This window comes from Synechococcus sp. RSCCF101, from assembly GCF_008807075.1.
Taxonomy (GTDB): domain Bacteria; phylum Cyanobacteriota; class Cyanobacteriia; order PCC-6307; family Cyanobiaceae; genus RSCCF101.
In genome coordinates, this window is record NZ_CP035632.1 from 51319 (window position 1) to 77176 (window position 25858).

The following is a 25858-nucleotide window of genomic DNA, read 5'->3' on the forward strand; positions in this document are numbered from 1 at the left end:
TCGATCCCGGATCAGACGGCCAGTCGGGCCCGTCCGCGGCGGCGGCGGGAACGGATCACGCGCCGGCCGGTGTGGGTGCGCATGCGAACCCTGAAGCCCGAGACGCGTTTGCGCTTGCGACTGGTCCCCCGAGGGTGCGCTTGGTCATGGTCTGCGGTGCCTCACGTCAGCGTCGAATCGATGATGGTATCAGCGGCTGCCTCAGGGATCGATCTGGATCAGCCAGCTGCCGAGATAGCCCGCCATCGGCACATCACCGGGCGCCTGGGCGAGGGCATTGAACTGGAACATGCCGCTGTCGCTGGGGTTGAAGATGCGCATCACGATCCCGATGGTCCCCTCGTCCGGGATGGGAGTCTCCGGGAACATCTCGATCGCCGAACCCGATTCATTCACCTCGAACACGGCCGGGAGTTCCTCCAGGCAGCGGGTGCGGGAGAGCATGCCGCCCAGCTGCATCCTGCAGAGCTTGAGATTTTCCGGATCGATCTTGGCGTCGAAGTAGTCGGGCACCGTCACGGTGAGCTTGAGAATCGCCGTCTTGCGATCCTTCTCCTTGAGCACCAGGTAGTAATCGGCCCGATCCCGCCGATTGGTCGAAGTGGAGAAGTAGTAGAGCTTGCGGTAGTCGCGGTTGTTGTCCCAGCGGAATTCGAACAGGCTCGGCGTGCCCTGGGCCAGGGCGGCGGGAGCGGTGATCGGAGCGACCGTGGCCAGGCCCAGGGCACCCAGACCGAGGGCGAGCCGGCGCCACCAGCTGGAGGGGGAGCGATGACGGTGAAGGCTGGAGCGCATGGTGTCGGTGGTGGAGGGCGGTGGAGCGGGGCCTGAGAATTGGTTCCCGTGATTCTCAGGGAGACCCGGGCGGGTCAGGTCGGCCGCGTGGGCGGCGCCTGAGCTGTCAGTTGTGACCGGATCTGTCCGGTCGCAGTCGCATCGCCTCCCGCAGATAGGGATGGTGGGGCTGCCGCTGCGGCTCCATCCAGACGTGGGCCAGCAGGCGGATGCAGCGCGGCAGGTCGCCCGCCACGGTCATCTGCTGGCAGTCGAGCAGGGCCACCTCGTTCCATCCCGCCCAGCGGCGGGCAACCGCGGCCGGGAAGCAGGCATCCAGATCGGCGGTGACACTGAAGGTCACTGACACGACGCGGGGTCCCTCCAGACCGTTGCTCTCGATCAGGGCCGCCAGCAGCTCCTGCACGGCGGCGGCGATCGAGGCGCTGCTGTTCTCCTCGGCTGTGGTCGCGCCGCGAAGGGCCCGCAGCCGCAGGGGCTCCGTCATGGCCTGTAGAGCCACAGAACCTGCCCGCTCCAGGCGAGATCCAGGCTGAGGCTGCCCTGCAGATCCGTCAGCAGGCTCCGGCCCGGAATCAGCCCGGCGAAGCGACGCTTCTGCTTGCCGAAGGTGATCGGGCGGGTGTCGTCCTCATCGAGGCCAGCCAGGCGGGCCGCAAGCCGGCGGGCATGGTCCTCATCGCCCAGTTCGTCCACCAGGCCCAGCTCCAGGGCCTGGGCACCGCTGAACACCCGGCCGTCGGCGAAGGCCCGCACCGCCTCAGCACTGAGACCGCGCCCCTCGGCCACCGCGCTCACGAACTGGTCGTAGCTGCTGTCGATCAGCTCCTGCAGCAGGCGCCGCTCGTCATCCGTCAGGGCCCGGTCCGGCGACAGGATGTCCTTGTAGAGGCCGCTCTTGACCGTTTCGAAGCGGATGCCGACCCGCTCCAGCAGCCGGGAGAGGTTGTTGCCGCGAAGGATCACGCCGATCGACCCGGTGATCGTGCCCGGATTGGCGACCACCTTCTCGGCGGCCACGCCCACGTAGACGCCACCGGAGGCGGAGATGTTGCCGAAGTGAGCGACCACATGGCAGCCCTTCTTCCGCAATCGAAGGATGGCGGCGTGGATCTCCTGGCTGTCGCCCACCGTTCCGCCCGGGCTGTCCACCCGCAGCAGCAGGGCGGGGCACTCGCGCTCCTCCACCTGCCGCAGGGCCTTGAGCACCCGATCGCGTGTGCCAGCGGCGATCGGACCCTCCACGCAGATGCGCGCCATGCGACGGCGGCTCTTGCGACGCCAGGGCCAGACCATCTGCTTCTGTCGGGGGGCCGATCCTAGAAAGGGGCGCCACGAGGCCCTCACGGCAGCCCGTCCGATGCCGGCACCGCTGATCTGGATGCTGATGGTGCTGCCGTTCGTCCTCTGGGGAACGGCCATGGCGGCGATGGCCCCTCTGGTCAGCAGCGGTGGCCCCTGGCTGGTGGCGGGGCTGCGCCTGTTTCCGGCCGGCCTGCTGCTTCTGCTGACCCTGCCGCTGCTCGGGCGCTCCTGGCGGCTGGACCCGCGCGATCTGGGGTGGTGCCTGGCCTTCACCGTGGTGGACGCCACCCTGTTCCAGGGACTGCTGGCCCAGGGACTCCGCTTCACCGGAGCCGGACTGGGCTCGGTTCTGATCGACTCCCAGCCCCTGATGGTGGCGCTGCTGGCCCGCCTGCTGTTCGCCGATCCGATCAATCCGGTCGGCTGGTTCGGTTTGTCTCTCGGGCTGGTCGCCATCGCCTGTCTCGGGCTGCCGGCGCCGGTTCTGCAGGAGTGGTGGCTGCAGGGACCAAGCGCCGGTTTTCTGACCGCCGGAGCCGGCGGCACGCTGCTGATGCTTGGGGCCGCGCTGGCCATGGCCAGCGGAACCGTGCTCAGCCGCTATGCCTGCCGCCACAGCGATCCGGTGGCGGTCACGGCCTGGCACATGCTCGCGGGCTCACTGCCCCTGCTGCTGGCCCATGTCCTGACCGTCGGTCCGCCCGCGCAGACGGCATCGACGCTGCTCCCCCCCTGGGGACCGGCGGAATGGGGACTGATGGCCTACGCCAGCCTGTTCGGCGGGGCCATCGCCTACGGACTGTTCTTCTGGTTCGCCGGGCGCGGCAGCCTCACCAGCTTCACCTCGCTCACCTTTCTCACGCCCGTCTTCGCCCTGATCTGCGGCGTGCTGCTGCTCGGTGAGCGCCTGCACCCGCTGCAGTGGCTCGGTGTGCTCCTGGCCCTGCTGTCCGTGCTGCTGATTCACCAGCGGGCCCGCCTCTGGTCGGGGGGCACCGCGGGCGGGACCCGGCCTGCCGAGGTGGCCCTGAGCGGCGCGGCGTCACAACCCGAGGAGGCGCTGCAGCCGTGACCCTCAGGCTCCTGGTCGTGAGCACCCCCACCGGCGCCATCGGTTCGGGAGCCGGCGGAGGGGTGGAGCTGACCCTGGTGTCACTGGTGGCCGGTCTGCTGGAGCGCGGGCATGCCGTCACGGTGCTGGCGCCGGAGGGGTCACGGCTGCCGCCCTGCTGTGCCGGGGCCGCCCTGGAGCTCTGTGCCGGCGCTCTCCAGCCCAGCTGGCAGCACCGGCAGCGGGATGAACCGGTGACCATGCCCCACGGCGCGGTGCTCGCCGGCCTGTGGGATCGCGCCCTCCAGCGCGCGGACGGCATGGACCGGGTGCTCAACCTCGCCTACGACTGGCTGCCCTTCTGGCTCACGCCCCATCTGCGCACACCCCTGCACCATCTGGTGAGCATGGGCTCGGTCTCCGAGGCGATGGATGCGGCGATCGAGACCGTCGCGCGCCGGGACCTCTCGCGGCTGGCCTTTCACACCCGCAGCCAGGCGGCCGACTTTCAACTTCCGGGAGTTCCGACGGTGCTGGGGAACGGCTTCGACCTCAGCGCCTACAGCCTCACCGAGCAGCCCGATCCCGTGCTGGGCTGGGTGGGACGCATCGCTCCGGAGAAGGGCCTGGAGGATGCCGCCCGGGCTGCGGCGCTCGCCGGCCTGCCCCTGCGCATCTGGGGCCGGCTCGAGGACACCGCCTACGCCGCGGCGGTGGAGGCCTCCGTGCCTGCCGGCACCCTCGAGTGGGGCGGCTTCCTGCCCACGGAGCTCCTCCAGGCCCGACTGGGCCGCTGCCTGGCGCTGCTGAACACCCCCAAGTGGAACGAGGCCTTCGGCAACGTGGTGGTGGAGGCCATGGCCTGCGGCGTGCCGGTCATCGCCTACGACCGCGGCGGGCCCGGAGAGCTGGTCCAACCCGGTGAGAATGGACTCCTGGTGGCTGCCGATGACGTTCCCGCCATGGCCCAGGCCGTTGCGACGGTCGGACAGCTGGATCGGGCTGGCGTGCGGCGCTGGGCGGAACGGCACTGCTCCCGGGAGGCCTTCGCCGAACGGGTCGAGGGCTGGCTGCTCGGCCGGGGGGTGGCGATAGGGTCGCCGCTCTGAATCCGCCGCCGTGCCCCCAGCGCGCCCCAGCCGCTCCGGACGCCCCTGGGTGCTGCCCCTGACCATCGCGCTCGGCCTGCTGCTGTTCGTGGCCGCCCTCGGGGGCAGCGGACTCGTGGATGAGACCCCACCCCTCTTCGCCGCCGCCGGCCGGGCCATGGCCGAGACCGGTGACTGGCTCACCCCGCGGGTGAACGGCCTGCCCCGATACGACAAGCCTCCGCTGGTGTACTGGCTGATGGCCTCCGGCTACGCCCTGCCGGCACGGGCCTTCTGGGATCCCCTCGGCACCTGGGCCGCTCGGCTGCCATCGGCCCTGTCCACCGTGCTGCTGATGGCCGTCATCGCGGCCGTTCTGCAGCGATGGCCCCAGGGCCGGGCCCGTCATCCCGCCCGCACGGCCCTGGCCGCGGCCCTGGCCTTCGCCCTCTCGCCGCTGGTGCTCCTCTGGGGCCGGATCGCGGTCAGTGACGCCCTGCTCAGCAGCATGCTCGGCGTCAGCCTGCTGCTGTTCTGGCAGTCCTATGTGGAATCGGGTCGCCGGTTCTGGCTGCCCTGGCTGGTGCTTGGCCTGGCGGTGCTCACCAAGGGGCCGGTGGCCCTTGTGCTCGCCGGCATGACCCTGCTCGCCTTCGGCCTGGTGCAACGGGATCTGCCGACCCTCTGGCGGCAGCTGCGCCCCTGGCGCGGGCTGCTGATCACCGCTCTGGTGGCCCTGCCCTGGTACGTGGCCGAGCTGGCGGTGGAGGGTCAGCCCTTCTGGGACAGCTTCTTCGGCTACCACAACTTCCAGCGCCTGACTCAGGTGGTCAACGACCATCGCCAGCCCTGGTGGTTCTTCCTGCCGGTGGCGGTGATCGCCAGCCTGCCGTTCACGCCGCTGCTTGTGCACGGCCTGATCACCTCCCTGAAGCCCCTCTGGGCTCCGGCGCTGCGCTCCCCGCCCAGGCGCTCCCTGGGAACCTTCGCCGCCTGCTGGCTGCTGGCTGTGTTCGTGCTGTTCACCGCTGCGGCCACCAAACTGCCCAGTTACTGGCTGCCGGCCACACCCGCGGCCGGTCTGCTCATCGCCCTCTCGGCCCAGGACCTGGGAACCGGGCGCCTGAAGCCCGCGCTGGCGACGGCCTGGCTTGCGAGCTTCGGACTGCTGCTGGCGCTCAGCGGGGTGCTCTGGGCCTCTCCGCGCTGGGTGCCGCTGATCCAGGACCCGGAGATGCCCCAGCTGCCGGCGGAGCTGATGGCCAGCGGCTATGTGCTGCGGGCGGCCGTGTGTTTCAGCGTGGCGTCGGCGCTGGCGCTGGCGCTGGCTCTGCGCCCCCGCTCGGGCGGGCTGCTGGCCGTGCAGGGGGCGCTCGTGGCGTTTCAGGTCACGGCGCTGATGCCGATGTGGCTGCTCGGTGACCGGGTCCGTCAGCTGCCGGTGCGGGTCATGGCCACGGAGGTGGAGCGTCACATCCGTCCGGGTGAGCCCCTGGCGATGGTGGGGATCATGAAGCCCTCGCTTCACTTCTACAGCCGCCGACCGGTGACCTTCGAGGGCCGCTCGGCCGGAGCCCTGGCCAACCTGAGCGACCGGCTGCACCGGGAGCGGCGCCGCGGGCTGGAACCCAGCTCACCGGAGGAGCAGCCGACGGTGCTGATGGTGATCGATGCCGGCACCGCCGACCAGCAGCACTGGCGTGATCTCGGCGCCGAGCCCCTGGCCAGCGAGGGGCTCTACCGGCTCTGGCGGCTGCCGCGCACGGCCCTCGATGAGCGGGCCGCGGACCTGCTCGGCTCCGGTGCCGTGACCCTGACCTGGAACCTGCCGAAGGACGAGCGCTATTGAGGCGGCCGGCCCGGTGCGCCGCCGCCCCGGTCCGTCCCGGCCAGCTGCCGGCGCCGGCAGAAGCCGCAGTGCCCCCATCGGGCCAGCTCGCCGGCCGGGGCGGGACTGCCGCAGAGGGGGCAGGTCTCCATCCCATGCACATCGACCCGGCTGGGATGCCGCTGCCACTGCTCGGACTCCTCGCGGCTGTGGGAGCCGGGGGCGGCCAGAGGTCCGGCCTGGACGATGCGGATCTCCCGCACCCGGTGGCCGGCGGCCATGAGCACGCCGAGCAGCCGATGGCGGCTGTAGAGGAGAGCCTGTCGCCACTGGGGCTGCTGGGCTCCCACCGTCAGCACGCTACCTCGGAGGGCGAGGGGGCGGCAGTGGGGAGCCAGCTGCTCCCCCACCAGACGGGGCCAGTTCTGCGCCATGGCGGCCAGATGCCCCTCCCGTTGCCACTGCCGCTGCAGACCGTCCAGGCATGCGGCCACGGCCTGGGGCGGAGCGGGCGGGCGGGGGCGGAGAAAGGTCGGGCCGACCAGGGGTCCCTCCGATGGGTCAGGGGCAGGCGGTGGCGTGGGCCTGGGGGGCAGCCACAGGTAACCACTCTGACCCTGCCCGTGCCTCCCGGGAGAATCCGGATCCGCTCGCTAGGCTCCCGCCATCGAGACACCGCCTGCCTGCCATGGGCTTCTTCGACCGTCTGAGCCGGCTGCTGCGCGCCAATCTCAACGACATGGTCAGCAAGGCCGAGGACCCCGCCAAGATCCTCGACCAGTCGGTCGCCGACATGCAGGACGACCTGGTGAAGCTGCGCCAGGCCGTGGCCACCGCCATCGCCAGCCAGAAGCGGATCGAGAATCAGGCCAAACAGGCCGAGAGCACCGCCGGCAAGTGGTACGAACGGGCTGAGCTGGCCCTCCAGAAAGGAGAGGACGACCTGGCCCGCGAAGCCCTGAGCCGCCGCAAGACCTACCAGGAGACGGCCACGGCCCTCAACGCTCAGCTCAGCAGCCAGGCGGGCCAGGTCGACACGCTCAAGAAGAGCCTGACGGCGCTCGAGGGCAAGATCGCCGAGGCCAAGACCAAGAAGGACATGCTCAAGGCCCGCGCCCAGGCGGCCAAGGCCCAGGAGCAGCTCCAGAGCGCGGTGGGCAGCCTCGGCACCAACTCCGCCATGGCGGCGTTCGAGCGGATGCAGGAGAAGGTGGAGTCGATGGAGGCCTCGAGCCAGGCCGCTGCCGAGCTGGCCGGTGCGGACCTCGAATCCCAGTTCGCCGCCCTTGAGTCGGGCAGCGATGTGGATGACGAGCTCGCCGCTCTCCGCCTGCGCATGGACGGCGGAGCCGCCGCCACCTCCCTGCCCTCCGGGAGCGACAGCGAGGCCCCCAGGCTGGAGCCGGCCAAGGCGGCCGAGGTGGATGCCGAGCTCGAGGAGCTCAAGCGCTCGATCGACAAGCTGTGAGCGATCGCGGCGGCCCCACGCCGCAGCTCTCCCGCCGCCTCGCCCTGCTGGGCAGCGGTGTCTTCGCCCGAAACGATGTCCGCAAGGCCGCCTACCTCCGTGAGCGCGCGTCGCGCGGTTTGCCGCCACTGATCGACTGCTCCCTGGGGTCCACCGACCTGGCTCCGCCGCCTGCGGCCCTCGAGGCGATGGCCGCCCGCCTGGGCCAACCGGCGAGCTCTTCCTACTGCCTGCACGACGCCACGGCGCCGCTGCGCCGTGCGGTCGCCCGCTGGGCAGAGCGGCGCCTGGGTGTGGAGGCCGATCCGGACCGGGAGATCCTCTTCCTCGTCGGCTCCCAGGAGGGCACCGCCCATCTCCCCCTCGCCCTGCTCGATCCCGGTGATCGGGCGCTCGTGCTCGACCCCTGTTACCCCTCACACCTCGGAGGCGTCCTGCTGGCCGGCGGTGAGCCAATCCGGCTGCCGCTGAGGGCGGCCGAGGGCTGGCGGCCGGACTTCGGCCGGCTTCCGGCGGCGGCCTGGGATGGGCTTCGTCTGATGGTGCTGGGCTATCCCCACAACCCCACCGCTGTGGTGGGGCGGCAGGAGTGGATCGAGGAGGCGGCGGCCCGGGCCGCTCGCCACGGTGCGGTGATCGCTCACGACAACCCCTATCTGGATCTCGTGCTCGAGGGCGAGGCCCCCAGCCTGCTGCGCACGTCCATCTGGAGGGAGCGGGGCATCGAGTTCTTCTCGCTCTCGAAGAGCTGGTGTCTGGGGGGCTTCCGACTGGCCTTTGCGATCGGCGCCGAGCCCCTGATCACGGCTCTGAAGCAGGTCAAGGGGGTGATCGACTTCAACCAGTCGCTGGCGCTCCAGGCCGGCGCCGTCGCCGCCCTGGAGGAGGCCCCACACTGGCCGGCCCGGCTGTGTGACACCTACAGAACGCGCCGCGACCGGATGGTGGCGGCGCTGGCGGGTCAGGGCTGGCCCGTCGATCCCCCGTCCATGGCGCTCTACCTCTGGATGCCCGTGCCGCCGGGGCTGGACCCGCAGGACTGGACGTCGGAGCGCCTGGCCGCCGCCCTGCTGGAGCACACCGGCGTGGCCCTCACGCCGGGCAACGGCTTCGGTGCGGCGGGGGAGGGATGGCTGCGTCTGGCCCTGGTGCATCCGGAGCCGGTCCTGATCGAGGCGGCGGAACGGATCGGCCGCTGGCTGCTCGATCCGACCCCGGCGGCGTTATGATCGGCACGATCCGGGCCCGGCACCGGCGCTGTCTTGAGCTGGAGGCGGCCGATGGGTGCGGCTCCTCGCGGCCAGTCCCGCCGGCACTGGCCTGGCGCCTGAGCTGGACCCCGGTCTGCGGCAGCACCGAGGACCTGCTGAGCGCCGCTCTGCGGCGCCACTCCTCCGGGGCCGCCGGCCCCACGGCGGTGGTCGCCGCACGCCAGCGCTGGGGGCGGGGTCAGGCCTCCCGGCGCTGGATCTCCCCCGCCGGCGGGGTGTGGCTCAGTGCGGCCCTGCCGTGGTGCGAGCGGCCGTCGGCGATGGCCGATCCCGGCCTGGCCGTGGCCGAGGGGCTGGCGCGGCAGCTGGAGAGGCTGGGTGTGCGGGCGGAGCTCAAATGGCCGAACGACCTGCAGGTGGGCGGCCGCAAGCTGGCCGGACTGCTCCCCAGACTGCTGTGGCGTGGTGCCGCCGTGCGGCTGGCACGGATCGGTGTGGGCCTGAACGGCAACAACGCCGCGCCGCCCGGGGCGGTGGCTGTGAAGGAGCTTCTGGCCCCGGCCCGGCTGGGCACCGCGGAGCTCACGGCACGGGTGCTGCGCGCCCTGGACTGGGCCGTGCACCACGCCGACCGGCCGGAACCGGTGCGTCGTGCGGCCCAGGCCCGCCTGGTCGGTCTCGGCGGCGTCATCCCCTGGCGTGGGGAGAGCTGGCGGGTGGAGGGACTGGCCGCCGATGGTGGGCTGATGCTGCGTCGCGGATCGGTGATGGTCGTGCGCAGACGCCGCTTTTAAGGTGGGCGCTGCTGTTCGTCACGAACCCTGTGGCCTGGTCGCTCCACCGGACTGCACGCCTCGGCCTGCCGGCCCTGCTGCTCGGCTCGCTGGTGGGGTCCGGAGCGGCCTGGCAGGTCGCGGCCCAGGTCCCGGCCCAGCCCGTGGCTCAGCCGCCGGAGCCCGAAGCCCCCATGACCGCCGGCTCCACAGACACGGCCGCCGGTGACCAGCTCGCGGCCCCACCGGCCGAAGCCCCGGCGGCCGAAGCCCCTGCGGTCCTGGCGCCTCCCTCCGCTCCCTCCCAGCAGCGCGCGCTCACTCCCCCGGAGCCGGTGACCGGAGCCGGGGCCCCACCGATTCAACGCCCGGACGCCGGAACCCTCAGCACCAATCCACCGGCCGCCCGCTTCGACACCTCCCTCGATGAGCTCGAGCGGCGCGGGGTGGTGACCCGGCAGGAGCGGCGGACCCTCGAGCGCGGCACGCCCACCCGCTCGATCGATCTGCCCCGCCATCGGGCCGCCTGCGCCCAGGGCGCTCTCTCGGAACGGGAATGCCGCTCGGGTCTCGCCGTGCGGCTGCGCGATCGCCGTTCAGGCAACGCCACCACCCTGGCGGCGGGCGCCTCGATCGAGACCATTGGCACGGGAGGCGATCCCTACGGCCTCAACAGCCTGCGTGTGCGCTACGGCGGTGCACCGATCACCACGCCCCTCACCGTCCCGGTCTCCGCCCTGCTGGCGGGTGAGGGAGCCGGTTTCAGCCTGAGCTCGGTGTTCGCGGTGACCCCGCGGCCCGCCCCCCTGACGGGCAACAACAACAGCAGCCTGCTGTTCCCCCTGATCGGCTCCGCCATCACCACGAGCCGCTTCGGCTGGCGCATCCATCCTGTGATCGGCAGCTGGCTGATGCACAGCGGCCGGGATCTGGCGGCGCCCCAGGGCACCCCGGTCGTCGCCGCGCTGGATGGCCGGGTCCTCAGCAGCGGTCTCGCCGGGGGCTACGGCATCGCCGTCGAACTCGACCACAGCAACCCGCGCCGCAGGACCCTCTACGGCCACCTCTCCGAGATCTACGTCAAGGCGGGTGACCGGGTGCGGCAGGGCGAGGTGATCGGACGGGTGGGCAGCACCGGCCTGAGCACCGGACCCCATCTGCATTTCGAGCTGCGGGAGCCCGCCGGCGGCGGCTGGGTGGCGGTCCCGCCCGGAGAGCTGGATCTGGCCCCGGCGGGGATTCCGGCTCTCGAGGGCAGTGACGCCGTGGCCCTGCTCATGGGCCAGCTGCTCGACAGCCTCCGGCGCGACGCTCCTCAGACCTCCTGACGCTCCCCGATCCAGCAGCGGCCCTCCCGGTCGCGATGCAGGAGAGCTGGCCCCCCGCGGTCGATCTTCTGCTGCAGGTAGCGCATGTGCAGGTCCAGCAGATTGAGGTCGTTCCTGAGCTCCTCTCCCCAGACGCTGCCGAGCAGCCTCTCCGGCGCGAGGGGCTCACCCGGCGTGCTCATCAGACAGGCGAGCAGCTCCGTTTCGCGGTTCGAGAGATCGATCAGATGGCCTGAGCGCCGCACCTCGCCGCTGCAGGGCCGCAGCACCAGGTCCTCCACCCGCAGCTCCAGCTCAGTCAGATCGCTCCGGGATCCTGCGTCGGGGCCCAGGAGCTCCGCAATCCGCTCCAGCAGCGCGTCCACGTCGATGGGCCTGCTCAGCCGGACGAGACGGTCATCCGCTGCACCACCCCCGGCCGCATCCGGCGGATCGCCGCTGCCGCAGACCAGGACTGCCGGCAGCGGACCGACGCGATCCTGCAGCCTGCGCCAGAGATCCGGCCCGGACCCATCGGCCAGCTTCGAGGCCGTGATCAGCAGCCGGATCGGCGGAGCGGATTCGGCCGCCAGATCGGCCTGCCGGAAGGAGGTGGCCGTCACAACGGCATGCCCCTCACGCTCCAGTTCGCTGGCGAGGAACACCAGCAGGCGCGGATCCGGGTCCACGATCAGCAGCGGGCCCATGGCGTCGCCGGAGGCCATGGAGCACAGGCAGCTGGGGGTGATCGTAGGAAGCGGTGCCTAGGGTGAACTGTGAGTGATCCGGTGCAGCATGGAGAGGCGATGGACCGCCTCCGCGATCGCGGCCCTGCGGGAACGCGAGCGGCTTCCCTTCGTGCGGGCCGATGCGAACGGCGATGTGGTGGAGATCAGTCCCCGCTTCACCGAGGTCTACGGCTGGACGGAGGAGGAGCTGATCGGGGAATCCCTCGGCCGGATCATGCCGCCGGAGTTCCGCGAGCTCCATCACGCCGGCTTCGCGCGCTTCCGCATGACCGAAGTGTCCCGCGTGCTGGATCATCCGCTGCGGCTGGCCACCTTCCGGGTCGACGGCACCAGTGTGATCAGCGAGCACTACATCGTCGCCGAACAGGCGGGTGACACCGGCGTGTGGAGCTTCGCCGCCACGCTGCGCCCGCTGGAAGGGGAGCATGCGATGCCCGAGGACGTCTGAGGCTCAGCGCTCCAGGGCCCGGCCGTCGCGGAAGTGGATCACGCGCTGGGCCCGTTCGGCCACATCGTCTTCATGGGTGACGAGCACCAGCGTGATGCCCTGACGATGCAGATCATCGAACAGGGCCAGCACATCGCGGGTGGTGCGGGAATCGAGGGCCCCGGTCGGCTCGTCGGCCAGGAGCAGGGCCGGCCGGTTGATGATCGCCCGGGCGATCGCCACCCGCTGCTGCTGGCCGCCGGAGAGCTGGTTGGGACGGTTGCTGTGACGATCGGCCAGCCCGACCCGGTCGAGGGCCTCGGCAGCCCGGCGCCGCCGCTCGGCCGGCGCCACCCCGGCATAGATCATCGGCAGGGCCACATTCTCCAGCGCGCTCAGGTGGGGCAGCAGGTGGAACTGCTGGAAGACGAATCCCAGGTTCTGATTGCGCAGATCCGCCAGGGCGTCGTCCTCGAGGTGCTCCACCGGAACACCGTTGAGCCGATAGCAGCCGGACGTCGGACGGTCCAGGCAGCCGAGGATGTTCATCGCCGTGCTTTTGCCCGAGCCGGAGGCTCCCATCACCGCGAGGTAGTCCCCTTGCGCGACCGTCAGATCGAGGTGGTCGAGCGCCCGCACAGTGGCCTCACCGCTGCCGTAGACCTTGCTGACGTCGCTCAGCTGGGCCACCGGAGCGTCGCCTGTGGCACGGATGAGGGGCTCGGGAGCCGAGAGCATCGCTTCAGCCGATCGAGAGGGGTGGGGCCTGGGCGATCGCCTTCTGGAGAATCGGTGTGCCCGCCACGGTGGAATTGGCCCACTGGAACAGCGGGTTGGAGAGAATCCCGCCCACTGCGGTGATGAACACGCAGCTCACCAGGGCGGTGCGCAGAGGGGCCAGACCCGCGAGGGACCAGGAGATGTCCGGGTAGCTCTGCACCACGTCGGACGCTTCCTGGGGCTCCTTGACCACCATCATCTTGATCACCGAGATGTAGTAGTAGATCGAGACCACCGAGGTCACCAGGCCCACCACCACCAGCAGGTACTGCTGATCGGCCCAGCCGGCGAAGAAGAGGTAGATCTTGCCGAAGAAGCCGAGCATCGGCGGAATGCCGCCGAGCGAGAGCAGACAGAGGCTCAGGCCGAGAGTGATGAGAGGGTCCTTCTGATACAGGCCGGCGTAGTCGGAGATGCGGTCGCTGCCGGTCCGGATCGAGAAGAGAATGATGCAGGCGAAGGCGCCCAGGTTCATGAACAGGTAGGCGGCCATGTACAGGACCATGGCCGCGAAGCCGTCCTCGGTGCCGCAGACCAGGCCGATCATCACGAAGCCGGCCTGACCGATGGAGCTGTAGGCCAGCATCCGCTTCATCGAGGTCTGGGCCAGGGCCACCACGTTGCCCAGGGTCATGCTCAGCAGGGCCAGCACCGTGAACAGCAGCTTCCACTGGGTGTCGTAGGGCTCGAAGCAGCCGACGAGCAGGCGCAGGGCCAGGGCGAAGCCCGCGGCCTTGGAGCCGACCGAGAGGAAGGCCACCACCGGCGTCGGCGAGCCCTCGTAGACATCCGGCGTCCACTGGTGGAAGGGCACCGCGGCGATCTTGAAGGCCACGGTCGCCAGCACGAAGACCAGGGCCAGGGCGGCGACCGGTGAGGTGCTGGTGCGCAGGGCCAGGCCCACAGCCTCAAGCGCGGTCGAACCGCCGGTGAGTCCGTAGAGCAGGGAGGCTCCGTAGAGGAAGACCGCAGCTGCCGCCGATCCCACCAGCAGATATTTGAGGGCGGCTTCCGAACTGCGGGCATCCCGCTTCATGTAGCCGGAGAGCAGGTAGCTGGACACCGAGAGGGTCTCCAGCGACACGAAGATGCTCACCAGATCGGTGGCCCCGCAGAGCAGCATCGCTCCCAGGGTGGCCGCGAGCAGGATGGCGGCGTATTCACCCAGGGGAGTACCGCTGCGCTCCACATACCGCCAGCTGATCAGCAGTGAGAGCAGGGTGGAGAGGGCCACCACGGCCCGGAAGGCCACCGAGAGGTTGTCGGCGATGAAGGCGCCCATGAAGGCCGGCTCCACCGAACCGTTCCACTGGAACGCGAGCAGCACGAGCGAGGTGCCCAGGCCGCCGTAGCAGATGGGAGGCACCCAGCGACTGGCCAGGCGCTCGCCGCCCAGGTCCACCAGCAGGGCCAGGATCAGCGCCAGAAGCACCGCGCCCTCCGGCGCGATCGCTTCGGCGTGCAGCGGCATCGAGAAGAGGTTGCCGGGGGAGGCCGCAGGATCGGAAAGGCCGACCCCGCCGCTGCTGATCGTTGCGAACAGGTTCATGGGGCCTGGACCGCTCCCGCTTCGGAGCGGACTGTAGCGGCGCTCCAGCAATGGATCGCGCGAGCGGGCGTCGTGCGATAAAGAGGGGTGTCGGCACGTCTCCGCCTGTGGCGAACACCCTGGTCATCGTCGAAAGCCCAACGAAGGCGCGCACGATCCGGGCCTTTCTGCCGAAGAGCTTCCGGGTGGAAGCCTCCATGGGCCACGTGCGCGATTTACCCAACAACGCCAGCGAGATTCCGGCGGCCTACAAAGGTGAGAAGTGGGCCAGCCTGGGCGTCAACACCGCCAGCAACTTCGAGCCCCTGTACGTGGTGCCGAAGGACAAGAAGAAGGTGGTGAAGGAACTGAGGGCCGCTCTCAAGCAGGCCGATGAGCTGCTGCTGGCCACGGACGAGGACCGGGAGGGCGAGAGCATCAGCTGGCACCTGCTCCAGCTGCTCAGCCCCAAGGTGCCGGTGAAGCGGATGGTGTTCCACGAGATCACCCGCGATGCCATCCAGCGCGCCCTGAGCCAGACCCGCGATCTGGACATGGAGCTGGTTCACGCGCAGGAGACCCGGCGGATCCTGGACCGGCTGGTGGGCTACACCCTCTCGCCCCTCCTCTGGAAGAAGGTGGCCTGGGGCCTCTCCGCCGGTCGGGTCCAGTCGGTCTCGGTGCGTCTGATCGTGCAGCGGGAGCGGGCACGCCGAGCTTTCCGCAGCGGCAGCTACTGGGACCTGAAGGCTCAGCTCGAGCAGGCCGGCACCAGGTTCGAGGCGCGCCTCACCCATCTCGAGGGACAGAAGGTGGCCGGGGGCCAGGATTTCGATGAGGCCACCGGTGCGATCAAGGCCGGCAGCAGCGTGCGGCTGCTGGACGAGACCACCGCCCGCTCGCTGCGCGCCAGCCTGGAGGCCGGGGCCTGGACGGTGTCCACCGTGGAGGAGAAACCCTCCGTGCGCCGGCCGGTCGCTCCCTTCACCACCAGCACCCTGCAGCAGGAGGCGAACCGCAAGCTGCGCCTCTCGGCCCGCGAGACGATGCGCACCGCCCAGGGCCTCTACGAACGGGGGTTCATCACCTACATGCGCACGGATTCCGTGCACCTCTCCGAGCAGGCCATCAGCGCGGCCCGTGCCTGCGTCGAGTCGAATTACGGCGCCTCCTTCCTGAGCCCCTCACCGCGCCAGTTCAGCACCAAGTCGCGCAACGCCCAGGAGGCCCACGAGGCCATCCGGCCCTCCGGAGACCGCTTCCGGATGCCTGGCGACACCGGTCTCGATGGACGCGATCTGGCCCTCTACGAGCTGATCTGGAAGCGCACCGTGGCCAGTCAGATGGCCGATGCCCGGCTGACACTGATGGCGGTGGATCTCGAGGCGGGCCCGGCCCGGTTCCGCTCCAACGGCAAGCGGATCGACTTCCCCGGCTTCTTCCGCGCCTACGTGGAGGGAAGCGATGACCCCGACGCGGCGCTGGAGGGACGGGAGGTACTGCTGCCCACCCTCGCTGTGGGTGATCAGCCCGATCTGCGCGAGCTCGAGGCCCTCGGCCATGCCACCCAGCCCCCCGCCCGCTACAGCGAGGCCGCTCTGGTCAAGACCCTGGAGAAGGAGGGCATCGGCAGGCCGTCCACCTACGCCAGCATCATCGGCACCATCGTCGATCGGGGTTACGCCACCCTGCAGGGTCACACCCTGATTCCGAGCTTCACCGCCTTCGCCGTCACCGCCCTTCTCGAGGAGCACTTCCCCGACCTCGTCGACACCGGCTTCACGGCCCGGATGGAGGGAACGCTCGATGAGATCTCCCACGGAAAGGTGGCCTGGCTGCCCTACCTGGAGGGCTTCTACAAGGGGTCCGAAGGGCTCGAGACCCAGGTGCATGAACGGGAGGGGGACATCGATCCCGGCCGCTCCCGCACGGTGTCGCTGGAGGGTCTGCCCTGCGTCGTGCGCATTGGCCGTTTCGGCGCCTACCTGGAGACCCAGCGGGTCAGCGACGACGGGGAGGAGGAGGTGATCAAGGCCACCCTGCCCCGGGAGATCACCCCGGCGGATCTTGATGCCGAGCAGGCGGAGCTGATCCTGCGCCAGAAGGCGGAGGGGCCCGAGAGCATCGGCGTGGATCCGGAGACCGGCGAGGCGGTGTATCTGCTGTTCGGCCAATACGGTCCCTACGTGCAGCGCGGCCAGGCGAGCGAGGAGACGCCCAAGCCCAAGCGGGCCTCTCTGCCCCGGGGGGTGAAGCCCGAGGACCTCAGCCTCGAGGACGCCCTCGGACTGCTGCGCCTGCCCAGGCTGCTGGGGGAACACCCCGATGGAGGTCGGATTCAGGCCGGCCTCGGCCGGTTCGGGCCCTACGTGGTGCACGACAAGGGCAAGGGGGAGAAGGACTACCGCTCCCTCAAGGCCGAGGATGACGTGCTGGCCATCGGCCTCAGCCGCGCCCTCGAGCTGCTGGCCATGCCCAAGCGGGGCCGCGGCGGCCGCACCGCCCTCAAGGATCTGGGCACTCCCGAGGGAGCCAGTGAGTCCATTCAGGTCTTCGACGGTCCCTACGGGCTCTACGTGAAGCAGGGGAAGCTGAATGCCTCGCTGCCGGAGGGACGCACGGCCGATCAGGTGTCGCTGGAGGAAGCCGTCGAACTGCTGGCCGCCAAGGCCGCCAGCAAGGGAGGCGGCCGTCGCCGGACCGCCGCAGCGGGCTCCACCGGTACAGGGCGGGCCGCCAAGTCGGCGAAGGCGGCCAAGCCGGCCTCCGCGGCCAAGCCCGCCCGCAAGCCCCCCGCCACCACCAAGACGGGCCGCCTGCGGGCCAGCGCGGTGCGGGTGATCCGACCGGCCGATCGTTGATGGGCCACCTGCTGCCCCGGGCCGCGGCTCTGCTGCTGGTGTCCCTGGGCTGCGCCGGATGCAGCGGCACCGGTTTCGGCGATGCCCTCTCCGGCAGCTTCTCCGGCGCCGGTGGGGAACCTGCGGACACGGCCGAAACCCCCTCCCCCACCGCTGCATCGCCGACCGAGCCCGCTGCTGCATCCCCGGCCGAACCCGCCGAGACGCCAGCTGAGGAGACCCCCGAGCCCGCCGAGCCCCCTCCCGCTGCCGCCGCGGATCAGGCCGACAACGCGGATCCGCCGGGAACGGATGCTCCCGTTGCCGAGCCGGAACGGGCGCCGTACCGCATCGTGATCAGTCTTCCCAGCGCCGATCCCACGGCTCCCTCCGAAGCCCTCAGCCGGGCGCTGAAACAGGCCGGGGTCGTGTTTTCCGTGGAGACCATCCACCGCCTCGATCGTCCCGTGGAGCCATCCGAGGCGCCGCCTGCCGAGGCCGCCCCGCGCCCATGAGCGGTCCCCTTTCGCCCCGCCAGGCCCGCCAGCTGACGGAGACCGCCTATCTGGCGGCCGTGATGGCCCTGATCTGGGTGGCGCTCTACTACCTGCCGGTGGGTGGCGCCCTGTTCCGCCTCGCCCTGCCGCTGCCCCTGGCCCTGCTTCAGTGCCGCCGCGGCGTTCGCTGCGGCCTCGAGGGTCTCGCCGTGGCCACGCTTCTGCTGGTGGCCCTGATGGGGCCGATCCGCGGGCCCCTGCTGCTCTTTCCCTACGGTTCCCTCGCCCTCTGGCTCGGCTGGACCTGGACCCGCCGCTGCAGCTGGTGGCTGTCCTGGTCGCTCGGCAGCCTCATCGGTGCGCTCGGGTTTCTCGTGCGCATCACCGTGATCTCACTGCTGCTGGGGGAGAACCTCTGGGTGGTGGTCACCCGCGCGGCCTCCTCCCTGCTGGATCGCCTCAGCGCGGCTCTCTCCCTGGGTGCCGGCCCCGATCTGCCCCAGGTTCAGCTGATGGCCATCGCTCTGATCCTGTTCCAGAACGTTGTGTATGTGCTGGCGCTGCATGCCGTGGCGTACTGGATCTTTCCGCGCCTCGCCGCCCCGATCCCGGAGCCGCCCGATCCGCTGCGCCCCCTTGTGGCGCTCGATCCGCTCTGAGCGGGCCGGGGACATCGCTTCCCGCAGGCCCCGGTCAGGTGCTGCTGGAGGGCCCGCCGCAGGCCCTGCCCCGCTGGCGACGGCGCTGGCAGCGGCACTGGCGCCGCAGCTGCCCCCTGCTCCTGCTGGCCGGCACCGGCACGGCGGCGGTGCCGGGGATCTCGGCGGCCGGGCTCACGCCGGACTCGCGCCGGTTCACGGCGGCGGCGGACGCGGAGCTGCTGCTGCTCGGTCCCTCGGCGGCCAGGCCCCATGCCCTGCCGCCCCTGCCGGCGGGCGTGAGCCCGGCCCTGATCAGCTGGGTCGTCTCCCAGCGGCTGGCCCTTGTCCCGCTGGTGATCGATGCCGGTGCGCCCACCCCACCCGGCGTACCCCATGTCCGCATGCCGGGCGCCGAGCCGGCCCGATGTCTGAGCACGGGGAACGCCATGGACCCGGCCACCGTGGCTGCGTTGCTGGGCTGGGGACGGCGCTGGGGTGCCGCGCTGCAGGGGAGGCCCCTGCTGCTGGCGGAGTGCGTGCCGGGCGGCACGAGCACCGCCGCCGCCGTCCTCACCGGTCTCGGACTGGACTGCGCCGCCTGCATCAGCGGCAGCCTGCGCGAGCCGCCGCGGACCCTGCGCCGAGATCTGGTGCAGCGCGGTCTGGCCCGCGCCGGCCTGAGCGGGCCGGCCGGTCGGCCCTCCCCGGCGCCCGCTGACGTTCTCGCCGCGGTGGGGGATCCCATGCTCGCCCTCGCCGCGGGACTGGTGATCGGGGCGGGTGGCGGCGATTCGCCGATCCTTCTGGCGGGGGGGAGCCAGATGGCGGCCGTGTTCGCTGCGGCGCTCGCCCTGTCCCGTGCGCCTGAGCGGGCCCGGCTGGGTGCTGCTGCGGCCGTGGTGACCACCTCCTGGCTGGCGCAGGAGAACGCCGGAGCCTTCGCTGGGCTGATGGAGCGGCTGGGGGAGCGCTGGGGTGTGGCGCCGATGGCGCTGGCGAGCCGTCTGAGCTTCCACCGCTGCCGGAACGAGCGCCTGCGCGACTACGAGCGGGGGTACATCAAGGAGGGCGTGGGTGCGGGCGGTTTCGCCCTGCTCTGGGAACTGAGCGGCCGGGTCGCCTCCGATCTGGCCGGGGCCTGTGACAGCGAGGCCCCCCGCATGCTCCTCACCGATTCCGGCCAGCCTGCTGACGCGTAGGGTCCCCCGATGGGTTCCGCCATCTCCCGCCGCCGTCTGCTGCAGCTGATGGCCCTTTCCGGCGCGGCGTCCCTGTTGGGCTGTGGCCGGGCCGGCGAGGCTGCGGCTCCTCCGCGCCTCGGCAGTGTGCGCGGCCAGCTCCCCCGGACCTGGCTGCAGCGTCTGCCGGACCCCTGGATCTCGACCAGCGTTGACACCGTCGGGGCGCTCACACCGGACCCGCCCGCCCCGTTCGATCTGCTCGCTCTGAGCGATGGCTGGGCTCTCGAGGACGCCGCCCGGCGCTGGCAGCCTCCCGCGGCCCCGGCGCTGCGAGCCCGACTCGCTCCCTGGGTGAGCGACATGGCTGGCCCGGCTCTGCCCGAGGTGCTTCTGGAGCGGGCCCTGCCGGTGGGCGTCTCACCCTGGGTGATCGTGCATCGTCTGCCGCGCCGCAGCGCCCCTCCCCCCTCTGAGGGCTGGGGGATGCTGCTGGACCCGGAGCTGCAGGGATCGCTGGTGCTCCCCTCCAGCCCGCGGGTGGTGATGGCGCTGGCCGAGCGATTGCCCAACGGTCTGGAGGATCTGCCCCGGCTGCGCCGCCAGGCCTTCAGTCACGACGAGCGACACGCGCTGAATCTGCTGCTGGCCGGCGAGGTCCTGGCGGCGGTCTGCCAGCTGCGCTGGCTGGTGCCCCTGCTGCGCAGCGACCATCGCCTGCAGGTGCTCCTGCCCGAGCAGGGCACGGTGCTGGGCTGGACCGTGCTCGTGCGGCCGACCGGCAGTCCGGAGCCCCTGCCGCAGCCCTGGGTGGACGCGGCCTGGGAGCCGCCTCTGCTGGCCCGGCTGGCGCGAGGCGGCTGGCTGCCCCCCCTGCCACCCGGTGACCTCCGTCCCGCCCTGGCCACCCTGCCGGAGGAGCTGGCGGCGTGGATGGCTCCATCCCCCGCGCTGCTGCGGCGCTGCGTCAGCCTCGGGCCGCTCGATCCGGAGGAGCGGCAGCGGCTGCAGCGGATCTGGGACGCGGCTGCCCCCCCGGCCGGTCTCAGCCCCAGAGGCGGCGCCTGGGGGCGGCCTTGAGACGGCGGTGTGTGTCCGCCAGAAGCTCGGGAATGGGCAGCTCGTGCGGGCAGCGCGGCAGGCAGTCGCCGCAGCTGTGGCAGGCGCTGGCATCGCGCTCCTCCCACCAGTGGCCTGCGCGTCCGATCAGGTTGTAGCGCTCGCTCGCGAAGCTCTCCATGCCGTGACCGACCGTCAGGTTGCGGAGCCTGAGCAGCGCAGGGATCGGCACCTCGTGGGGACAGGGCAGGCAGAGGCGGCACTGGCCGCAGCGCTCGGCCCCGAGGCGGTCGCGGCCAGCGGCCTCCAGTCGGGCGAGAGCCTGTGCCTCGTCCGGCCGCAGCGGCCCGGAGTCGGTGGCGAGGCTCCGGGCCAGGCTCAGGTCCGAGGGCCGGGAGGCCCCGACCGTGAGGGTGCTGATGCCGCGGGCGAGCAGGAAGCGATAGGCCAGGTGCAGGGGGGTGAAGGGACGGCAGTCTTCCAGCAGCGTTGCCCCGGGATGGGCGAGATGGCCGCCCTTGTCGGCCGGGGAGATGGCCATCACGCCGATGCCGCGCGCCAGGGCCTCGGCCGCCAGGGGCAGACGCTCCCGGTCGAAGAGGTGCAGATGCAGGCTGCAGAAGCTGAACCGGCCTGAGGTCAGGGCGGCGCGGATCAATGGGCTGCTGCCATGACTGCTGAAGCCCACCTGCTCCACCAGACCCTGATCGAGGGCCTCGCGCAGCAGCACCGCACCATCGCCTTTCAGGGCCCAGTCCAGGTGGTGCGGCAGGTTGAGGCCGTGCACCGCCCAGTGGCTGAGTCGCCGCTGCCCAAGGTGCGCGAGGCTCCGCTCGAGCTGCGCCAGGCCCTGGCTGACGCTGCAGCCCGGCAGGATCTTGCTGGTGATGCGCCAGCCACCGGACGGTTCCAGACCGTCGCTCTCCAGTCGGGCCAGAGCACGGCCCAGATCCTCCTCCGCCGAGCCGTAGGCCGGCGCTGTTTCCAGATGGTTGATGCCTGCCTCCAGGGCCGCGCGCAGCACGGCATCCATCTGCTCCGGGCCCTCCAGGCAGCGCATCGTGCCCAGAGTGAAGAGCGAGACGGTTGTGCCGCCGCCGAAGCCGCGGCGTCCAGAGGAGGCCACCGGGCCCGTCAGGCCTGTTCCCCGCCGGGTTCGCCACCGGCGCCGGAGTCCTCCGCACCGGGCTCCGGCTCCGGTTCCGAATGGGCCCGCTTCAGATTCCGCACCAGCTCCGCCGGGCTGACCCGATCCAGGAAGCGCTTGAAGTCGGTCCGATCCTGAGCATCGGCCTCCGCATCCACCGGGATCGATGCATCGGCCACCACCTCCTCCAGCATCCAGATGGAGGTTCCCGTCCTCAGGGCCAGGGCGATCGCATCGCTCGGTCGGGCATCGATTTCGATCTCCGCCTCCTCGGCATCGATCAGCTTGAGGACGGCGCGGAAGGTGTTGTCCTCGATGGTGTGAATGATCACCCGCTCCAGGGTCAGGCCGCCGGCGGCCAGCAGGGAGGCCATCAGGTCGTGGCTCAGGGGCCTCGGCGGCGGCTCCTGATTCAGCCCGACCAGGATGTTCTGGGCCTGGGCCTGATCGATCCAGATCGGAACCTGACGCCGCCCGGCCGGATCCCTGAGCAGCACGATCGGGGCACGACTGGCGGCATCCAGGGCGATCCCCGTCACCGACATCTCGACCATCGCTCACCGGAGCAGGCTGCTGGGTCCTGCGTCGCTCTCCAGACTGATTATGGCCAGCATCGCCTCAGCTGCATGTTCACCGGACTCGTACGCACCGTGGGCTGGATCCGACGCCAGCCGCAGGGGGTGCGCATCGAGGCCGATGACCGTCTCGGCCCTCTCCAGCTGGGGGACAGCGTCGCTGTGGACGGACTCTGCCTGACGGTGGCCAGGGTGCTGCCCGACGGCTTCACCGCCGACGTGAGCGAGGAGACCCTCAGCCGAAGCACCCTCGCCGCCAAGGCGGCCGGTGGCGGGGCGGTGAATCTCGAGCCGGCCCTCCGGCTGTCGGACCGTCTGGGGGGACATCTGGTCAGTGGCCATGTGGACGCGACCGGTGAGGTGATCGACGTGCGCTCCCTGGCCCGCTCATGGCGTCTGGAGATCGCATGGAACGCCCCGGGCTACGGGCGCTACATCTGCGAGAAGGGCAGCATCGCCGTGGACGGCGTCAGCCTCACGGTGGCCGGAGCCGGCCACGGCGGCCAGAGCTTCTGGGTGGCCGTGATCCCCCACACCTGGGAGTCCACCACCCTGCGGCAGCTCACCAGTGGGGCCGCCGTGAACCTGGAGGTCGATCTGCTCGCCCGCTACGCCGAGCGGCTTCTGCAGGCGCGCATCAGCGACGAAGCGGATCACAACCTCAACCGCGACTGGCTGCTGGAGCACGGCTGGGGTTGAGACGGCCGGATGCGTCCCCGGATGCGTCCTCAGACGTCTGAGGACGTCTCTTCGGCAGAGGGTGTCCCGTCGGGCGGGGCCGGTTCGTTCCCGTCCACCGGAACGAGTGCGATGGAGCCGGATTCGCGCTCCAGCTCAATGCGGCATTCCTGCCCGGGCTCCAGGCCCAGGAGCCGGGTGTAGGCCTGACCTACGAGCAGATTGCCGTTTCCGTGCACGCGGGTGCGGAATTCGGCCTGTCTGCCGCGGCTGCCGGCTGACACCGGGGCCGCGCCGGGAATGCGGTACCCCTTGGCTTCGACGAGAGCGCGATAGAAACTCTTTCTCATCACGCGACCACTGGGACCGACATAGCCGCAGGCTCGGGCGATGTCGTCTTCGGAGCGATCACTCAGGGCCCTGGATCTGTTCAGCAGGGCTTCACCGACAAGCATCCCATCCGATCGCGAAAGTCCATTCTGCCCATCCGGACTGATGAAAGGGACAGCCGACGACTGGCGTGTTGTGATTTCCTGGCTGGGTTCAGAGCAGATAGAGAATCAGGAACAGCACAACCCAGATGCCGTCAACAAAGTGCCAGTACAGCTCCGCTGCCTCGATCGCGAAGGGGTTGGACGCGTCCACACGTCCGGCGGGCTGACGCACCTGCCACCATACGATCAGGATCATGATGGCACCCAGCGTCACGTGCAGGCCGTGAAAGCCGGTGAGCAGATAGAAGGTGCTGGCGAGCAGGTTGTCGGTCAGTCCGAAGGGCAGGGAGAAGTACTCAACCATCTGGCTGACCAGGAAGGCCAGCCCGAGCCCCGCCGTGACGGCCAGCCAGGTCCTGCACAGCTCGCTGCGTCCCTGCCTCAGGGCTGCGTTGGCCCGATGGAAGGTGGCGCTGCTCACCAGCAGCAGCACGGTGTTGATCGTGGGCAGGGCCAGTTCAAGCTCGTAGGTGGCGCCTTCGGGCAGCGGATTCACGGCCCGGAAGGTGAGATACGCGGCGAAGAAGCCTGCGAAGGTCATGGCATCGGCCACCAGGAAGGCCGCCAGACCGAACAGGCGCACATCGGGGTGGCCATGCGCCTCGGCCTCGCCGCTGCCCCCGTGCAGGGCCTGGGATTCGGAATCGGAGAGGGTGAGGGTCATGGTGTCGTGGGCGGGAGGTCCGGGACAGAGCCGGATGCGGAGGTCATCGGAGCGGCGTCTCAGCGGCCGCCGCTCCAGAGGTCGCGGCCCGAAGCCGTCGACAGATCCAGTTGGTCGATCGGGACCCCGTAGCCGTAGGGCTCGAGCACCAGGGGCGCCTCCCCGTGCCAGTTCTCCACGGGCGGCGGGGAACTGGTCAGCCATTCCGGCGTCCGGGCATTCCAGGGGTTGTCGCCGGCACGGGCTCCCTGCCAGAGGCTGGCGATCACGTTCCAGAGGAAGGGGAGTGTGCTCAGGGCCATCAGCAGCGCCCCCACGCTGCTCAGCTGATTCACGAGGGTGAACTGAGGGTCATACTCCGCCACCCGCCGGGGCATGCCGTTGAGCCCGAGCCAGTGCTGCGGGGCAAAGCAGAGGTTGAAGCCGAGGAACGTGAGCAGGAAATGCAGGCGCCCGAGGGGTTCGTTCAGCAGGCGGCCGGTGAACTTGGGATACCAGTGGTAGATGGCGGAGAAGATCACGAACACCGATCCTCCGTAGACGATGTAATGGAAGTGGCCGACAACGAAATAGGTGTCATGCACGTGCACATCAAATGGCACCTGCGCCAGGGCCACTCCGGTGATGCCGCCGAAGACGAAATGCACGATGAAGGCGCAGGAGAACAGCATGGCGCTGTTGAGTGCGATCTTCCCTCCCCAGAGGGTGGCCAGCCAGTTGAAGAACTTGATTCCCGTCGGGACGGCAATGAAGGCGGTGGCAATCGTGAAGAACAGCCGCATCCAGGGAGGCGTGCCGCTGGTGAACATGTGGTGCGCCCAGACGATCAGACCGAGGAAGACGATGGCCATGATCGAGTACACCATCGTGGAGTAGCCGAACAGGGGCTTGCGGCTGTGCACCGGCAGAATCTCGCTCACCAGTCCGAACACCGGCAGCACCATGATGTAGACGGCAGGGTGTGAATAGAACCAGAACAGGTGCTGGTACACCACCACGTTGCCTCCTTCACCGGGGTTGAAGAAACCCGTGTGGGCGACGATGTCAAAGCTGAGCATGATCAGCGTTCCCGCCAGAACCGGCGTTGACAGCAACACCAGCAGGCTGGTTCCGAGCATGGCCCAGCAGTACATCGGCAGCTGCATCATCCCCAGGCCGGGGCGGCGCAGTTTGAGGATGGTGGCGATGAAGTTGATCGCCCCGAAAATGGAGCTCCCGCCCAGAAGCAGAACGCTCACGATCCAGAGCACCTGGCCGGCTGCCGGGGTGGTGATGCTCAGCGGCGGATAGGCGGTCCAGCCCGACTGGGCGGCGCCGGTGAGGAAATAGCTGCTGATCAGCAGCAGACCTCCCGGCGGAATCAGCCAGAAGGCCACCGCGTTCAGGCGCGGGAAGGCCATGTCACGCGCGCCCACGTAGAAGGGGATCAGATAGTTGCCGAAGGCCCCGTTCACGACGGGAACGATCCAGAGAAAGATCATGATCGTTCCGTGCAGCGTCAGCACCTCGTTGTAGGTGTCGCGCGGCACCAGATCGGCCATCGGGCTGATCAGTTCCGTGCGGATCACCCCGGCCAGCGCTCCGCCGACGAAATAGAAGAGGAATCCCGCCACCAGGTACTGCAGCCCGATCACTTTGTGATCGAGGCTGAAACTCAGGTACCGCAGCCAGCCCACCGGCTGGAGGCTGGGGCCCTGGGGTTGACTGCTGGGAACGGCGATGGTCATGAATCGACTGGAGGACGGCGGAGGGGAGGGGCAGGGATCGGAGCGAGG

At 70.3% G+C, this 25858-nt stretch carries 26 protein-coding genes and 1 pseudogene; 14 read left to right on the forward strand and 13 right to left on the reverse strand.

Annotated elements, in window-relative coordinates:
- Positions 1-11: 11 nt before the first annotated feature.
- From rpmH to sppA, 4 genes and pseudogenes are all read right to left on the reverse strand, one after another.
- Positions 12-148, reverse strand: a pseudogene (rpmH, locus tag EVJ50_RS00265) (50S ribosomal protein L34).
- A gap of 53 nt (positions 149-201) precedes the next feature.
- The gene (locus EVJ50_RS00270) at positions 202-795 is read right to left on the reverse strand and encodes a DUF2808 domain-containing protein (RefSeq protein ID WP_150881845.1); all 594 of its coding nucleotides are present in this window, start codon (positions 793-795) and stop codon (positions 202-204) included.
- A gap of 106 nt (positions 796-901) precedes the next feature.
- A complete protein-coding gene (aroH, locus tag EVJ50_RS00275) occupies positions 902-1282 on the reverse strand; it encodes a chorismate mutase (protein ID WP_150881846.1) in 381 nt (126 codons plus the stop codon).
- Complete coding sequence (gene sppA / locus EVJ50_RS00280) at positions 1279-2091, reverse strand: signal peptide peptidase SppA (RefSeq protein WP_150881847.1); 813 nt, start codon at positions 2089-2091, stop codon at positions 1279-1281. The genes aroH and sppA overlap by 4 nt, the downstream gene beginning before the upstream one ends.
- 64 nt (positions 2092-2155) lie before the next feature.
- Between sppA and EVJ50_RS00285 the strand changes: the two genes are divergently transcribed.
- The 3 genes from EVJ50_RS00285 to EVJ50_RS00295 are packed head-to-tail and all read left to right on the forward strand — an operon-like array spanning position 2156 to position 6088.
- Positions 2156-3172: a DMT family transporter gene (locus EVJ50_RS00285; RefSeq protein ID WP_150881848.1), complete on the forward strand. Its 1017-nt coding sequence runs from the start codon at positions 2156-2158 to the stop codon at positions 3170-3172.
- On the forward strand, positions 3169-4260 hold the full coding sequence (locus EVJ50_RS00290) for a glycosyltransferase (protein ID WP_150881849.1): 1092 nt from the start codon (positions 3169-3171) through the stop codon (positions 4258-4260). Before EVJ50_RS00285 ends, EVJ50_RS00290 begins: the two co-directional genes overlap by 4 nt.
- Positions 4261-4270: 10 nt before the next feature.
- Positions 4271-6088, forward strand: a complete 1818-nt coding sequence (locus EVJ50_RS00295) for a glycosyltransferase family 39 protein (RefSeq protein ID WP_225322986.1) — start codon at positions 4271-4273, stop codon at positions 6086-6088.
- On the opposite strand, the gene EVJ50_RS00300 is transcribed toward EVJ50_RS00295, so the two are convergent.
- Positions 6082-6561 (reverse strand): DUF721 domain-containing protein, encoded by a 480-nt coding sequence (locus EVJ50_RS00300; protein ID WP_225322987.1) that lies wholly within the window; start codon positions 6559-6561, stop codon positions 6082-6084. The two genes, EVJ50_RS00295 and EVJ50_RS00300, sit on opposite strands and share 7 nt — an antisense overlap.
- A 194-nt stretch (positions 6562-6755) precedes the next feature.
- On the opposite strand from EVJ50_RS00300, the gene EVJ50_RS00305 reads away from it, so the two are divergent.
- Genes EVJ50_RS00305 through EVJ50_RS00320 form a run of 4 tightly spaced genes read left to right on the forward strand, consistent with a single transcriptional unit; the run spans position 6756 to position 10847 of the window.
- Positions 6756-7535 carry a PspA/IM30 family protein gene (locus EVJ50_RS00305; protein ID WP_150881851.1) on the forward strand — a complete coding sequence of 260 codons (780 nt, stop codon included), beginning with the start codon at positions 6756-6758 and terminating at the stop codon, positions 7533-7535.
- Complete coding sequence (locus EVJ50_RS00310; RefSeq protein WP_150881852.1) at positions 7532-8764, forward strand: aminotransferase class I/II-fold pyridoxal phosphate-dependent enzyme; 1233 nt, start codon at positions 7532-7534, stop codon at positions 8762-8764. Before EVJ50_RS00305 ends, EVJ50_RS00310 begins: the two co-directional genes overlap by 4 nt.
- Positions 8761-9540 (forward strand): biotin--[acetyl-CoA-carboxylase] ligase, encoded by a 780-nt coding sequence (locus EVJ50_RS00315; RefSeq protein WP_150881853.1) that lies wholly within the window; start codon positions 8761-8763, stop codon positions 9538-9540. Before EVJ50_RS00310 ends, EVJ50_RS00315 begins: the two co-directional genes overlap by 4 nt.
- Before the next feature lie 29 nt (positions 9541-9569).
- Positions 9570-10847 carry a peptidoglycan DD-metalloendopeptidase family protein gene (locus tag EVJ50_RS00320; RefSeq protein WP_370455538.1) on the forward strand — a complete coding sequence of 426 codons (1278 nt, stop codon included), beginning with the start codon at positions 9570-9572 and terminating at the stop codon, positions 10845-10847.
- Here EVJ50_RS00320 and EVJ50_RS00325 read toward each other — a convergent pair.
- On the reverse strand, positions 10835-11551 hold the full coding sequence (locus EVJ50_RS00325; RefSeq protein ID WP_150881854.1) for a response regulator transcription factor: 717 nt from the start codon (positions 11549-11551) through the stop codon (positions 10835-10837). The genes EVJ50_RS00320 and EVJ50_RS00325 overlap by 13 nt on opposite strands.
- A 70-nt stretch (positions 11552-11621) precedes the next feature.
- Here EVJ50_RS00325 and EVJ50_RS00330 point away from each other — a divergent pair, with 70 nt between their 5' ends.
- Positions 11622-12023 carry a PAS domain-containing protein gene (locus EVJ50_RS00330; RefSeq protein ID WP_150881855.1) on the forward strand — a complete coding sequence of 134 codons (402 nt, stop codon included), beginning with the start codon at positions 11622-11624 and terminating at the stop codon, positions 12021-12023.
- 3 nt (positions 12024-12026) lie between these two features.
- Here EVJ50_RS00330 and EVJ50_RS00335 read toward each other — a convergent pair whose 3' ends face one another.
- Positions 12027-12740, reverse strand: a complete 714-nt coding sequence (locus EVJ50_RS00335; RefSeq protein WP_150881856.1) for an ABC transporter ATP-binding protein — start codon at positions 12738-12740, stop codon at positions 12027-12029.
- Positions 12741-12744: 4 nt separating this feature from the next.
- Positions 12745-14331, reverse strand: a complete 1587-nt coding sequence (locus EVJ50_RS00340; protein ID WP_150881857.1) for an NAD(P)H-quinone oxidoreductase subunit N — start codon at positions 14329-14331, stop codon at positions 12745-12747.
- Positions 14332-14438: 107 nt separating this feature from the next.
- On the opposite strand from EVJ50_RS00340, the gene topA reads away from it, so the two are divergent.
- The 5 genes from topA to EVJ50_RS00365 are packed head-to-tail and all read left to right on the forward strand — an operon-like array spanning position 14439 to position 20546.
- Complete coding sequence (gene topA, locus EVJ50_RS00345; protein WP_150881858.1) at positions 14439-17171, forward strand: type I DNA topoisomerase; 2733 nt, start codon at positions 14439-14441, stop codon at positions 17169-17171.
- Positions 17171-17665, forward strand: a complete 495-nt coding sequence (locus EVJ50_RS00350; protein WP_150881859.1) for a hypothetical protein — start codon at positions 17171-17173, stop codon at positions 17663-17665. Before topA ends, EVJ50_RS00350 begins: the two co-directional genes overlap by 1 nt.
- Positions 17662-18306, forward strand: a complete 645-nt coding sequence (locus EVJ50_RS00355; RefSeq protein ID WP_150881860.1) for a DUF2232 domain-containing protein — start codon at positions 17662-17664, stop codon at positions 18304-18306. The genes EVJ50_RS00350 and EVJ50_RS00355 overlap by 4 nt, the downstream gene beginning before the upstream one ends.
- Positions 18307-18344: 38 nt before the next feature.
- Entirely contained in the window at positions 18345-19487 is a 1143-nt protein-coding gene (locus EVJ50_RS00360; RefSeq protein ID WP_150881861.1) for a nicotinate-nucleotide--dimethylbenzimidazole phosphoribosyltransferase, read from the forward strand.
- 9 nt (positions 19488-19496) lie between these two features.
- Entirely contained in the window at positions 19497-20546 is a 1050-nt protein-coding gene (locus tag EVJ50_RS00365; RefSeq protein ID WP_150881862.1) for an ABC transporter substrate-binding protein, read from the forward strand.
- Here EVJ50_RS00365 and EVJ50_RS00370 read toward each other — a convergent pair.
- Positions 20512-21585: an aldo/keto reductase gene (locus tag EVJ50_RS00370; RefSeq protein WP_150884737.1), complete on the reverse strand. Its 1074-nt coding sequence runs from the start codon at positions 21583-21585 to the stop codon at positions 20512-20514. The two genes, EVJ50_RS00365 and EVJ50_RS00370, sit on opposite strands and share 35 nt — an antisense overlap.
- A 74-nt stretch (positions 21586-21659) precedes the next feature.
- Positions 21660-22226, reverse strand: a complete 567-nt coding sequence (locus EVJ50_RS00375; protein ID WP_150881863.1) for a bifunctional nuclease family protein — start codon at positions 22224-22226, stop codon at positions 21660-21662.
- Between the two features lie 72 nt (positions 22227-22298).
- Between EVJ50_RS00375 and EVJ50_RS00380 the strand changes: the two genes are divergently transcribed.
- Positions 22299-22946 (forward strand): riboflavin synthase, encoded by a 648-nt coding sequence (locus EVJ50_RS00380; RefSeq protein ID WP_150881864.1) that lies wholly within the window; start codon positions 22299-22301, stop codon positions 22944-22946.
- Between the two features lie 29 nt (positions 22947-22975).
- On the opposite strand, the gene EVJ50_RS00385 is transcribed toward EVJ50_RS00380, so the two are convergent.
- The 3 genes from EVJ50_RS00385 to ctaD all read right to left on the reverse strand — a co-directional run bounded on the left by EVJ50_RS00385 (position 22976) and on the right by ctaD (position 25810).
- Positions 22976-23380 carry an AbrB family transcriptional regulator gene (locus tag EVJ50_RS00385; RefSeq protein ID WP_150881865.1) on the reverse strand — a complete coding sequence of 135 codons (405 nt, stop codon included), beginning with the start codon at positions 23378-23380 and terminating at the stop codon, positions 22976-22978.
- Between the two features lie 88 nt (positions 23381-23468).
- Positions 23469-24083, reverse strand: a complete 615-nt coding sequence (locus tag EVJ50_RS00390) for a cytochrome c oxidase subunit 3 (RefSeq protein ID WP_150881866.1) — start codon at positions 24081-24083, stop codon at positions 23469-23471.
- A gap of 59 nt (positions 24084-24142) precedes the next feature.
- A complete protein-coding gene (ctaD, locus tag EVJ50_RS00395) occupies positions 24143-25810 on the reverse strand; it encodes a cytochrome c oxidase subunit I (protein ID WP_150881867.1) in 1668 nt (555 codons plus the stop codon).
- Between the last annotated feature and the right edge of the window lie 48 nt (positions 25811-25858).

Coding starts and splice junctions, on each gene's coding strand:
- EVJ50_RS00385 (WP_150881865.1), bottom strand. CDS start 23,380: ATGCTTGTCGGTGAAGCCCTGCTGAACAGATCCAGGGCCCTGAGTGAT.
- sppA (WP_150881847.1), bottom strand. CDS start 2,091: ATGGTCTGGCCCTGGCGTCGCAAGAGCCGCCGTCGCATGGCGCGCATC.
- EVJ50_RS00340 (WP_150881857.1), bottom strand. CDS start 14,331: ATGAACCTGTTCGCAACGATCAGCAGCGGCGGGGTCGGCCTTTCCGAT.
- aroH (WP_150881846.1), bottom strand. CDS start 1,282: ATGACGGAGCCCCTGCGGCTGCGGGCCCTTCGCGGCGCGACCACAGCC.
- EVJ50_RS00285 (WP_150881848.1), top strand. CDS start 2,156: ATGCCGGCACCGCTGATCTGGATGCTGATGGTGCTGCCGTTCGTCCTC.
- EVJ50_RS00365 (WP_150881862.1), top strand. CDS start 19,497: ATGGGTTCCGCCATCTCCCGCCGCCGTCTGCTGCAGCTGATGGCCCTT.
- EVJ50_RS00370 (WP_150884737.1), bottom strand. CDS start 21,585: ATGCGCTGCCTGGAGGGCCCGGAGCAGATGGATGCCGTGCTGCGCGCG.
- EVJ50_RS00330 (WP_150881855.1), top strand. CDS start 11,622: ATGGAGAGGCGATGGACCGCCTCCGCGATCGCGGCCCTGCGGGAACGC.
- EVJ50_RS00380 (WP_150881864.1), top strand. CDS start 22,299: ATGTTCACCGGACTCGTACGCACCGTGGGCTGGATCCGACGCCAGCCG.
- EVJ50_RS00350 (WP_150881859.1), top strand. CDS start 17,171: ATGGGCCACCTGCTGCCCCGGGCCGCGGCTCTGCTGCTGGTGTCCCTG.
- ctaD (WP_150881867.1), bottom strand. CDS start 25,810: ATGACCATCGCCGTTCCCAGCAGTCAACCCCAGGGCCCCAGCCTCCAG.
- EVJ50_RS00270 (WP_150881845.1), bottom strand. CDS start 795: ATGCGCTCCAGCCTTCACCGTCATCGCTCCCCCTCCAGCTGGTGGCGC.
- EVJ50_RS00305 (WP_150881851.1), top strand. CDS start 6,756: ATGGGCTTCTTCGACCGTCTGAGCCGGCTGCTGCGCGCCAATCTCAAC.
- EVJ50_RS00335 (WP_150881856.1), bottom strand. CDS start 12,740: ATGCTCTCGGCTCCCGAGCCCCTCATCCGTGCCACAGGCGACGCTCCG.
- EVJ50_RS00315 (WP_150881853.1), top strand. CDS start 8,761: ATGATCGGCACGATCCGGGCCCGGCACCGGCGCTGTCTTGAGCTGGAG.
- EVJ50_RS00390 (WP_150881866.1), bottom strand. CDS start 24,083: ATGACCCTCACCCTCTCCGATTCCGAATCCCAGGCCCTGCACGGGGGC.
- EVJ50_RS00375 (WP_150881863.1), bottom strand. CDS start 22,226: ATGGTCGAGATGTCGGTGACGGGGATCGCCCTGGATGCCGCCAGTCGT.
- EVJ50_RS00325 (WP_150881854.1), bottom strand. CDS start 11,551: ATGGCCTCCGGCGACGCCATGGGCCCGCTGCTGATCGTGGACCCGGAT.
- EVJ50_RS00355 (WP_150881860.1), top strand. CDS start 17,662: ATGAGCGGTCCCCTTTCGCCCCGCCAGGCCCGCCAGCTGACGGAGACC.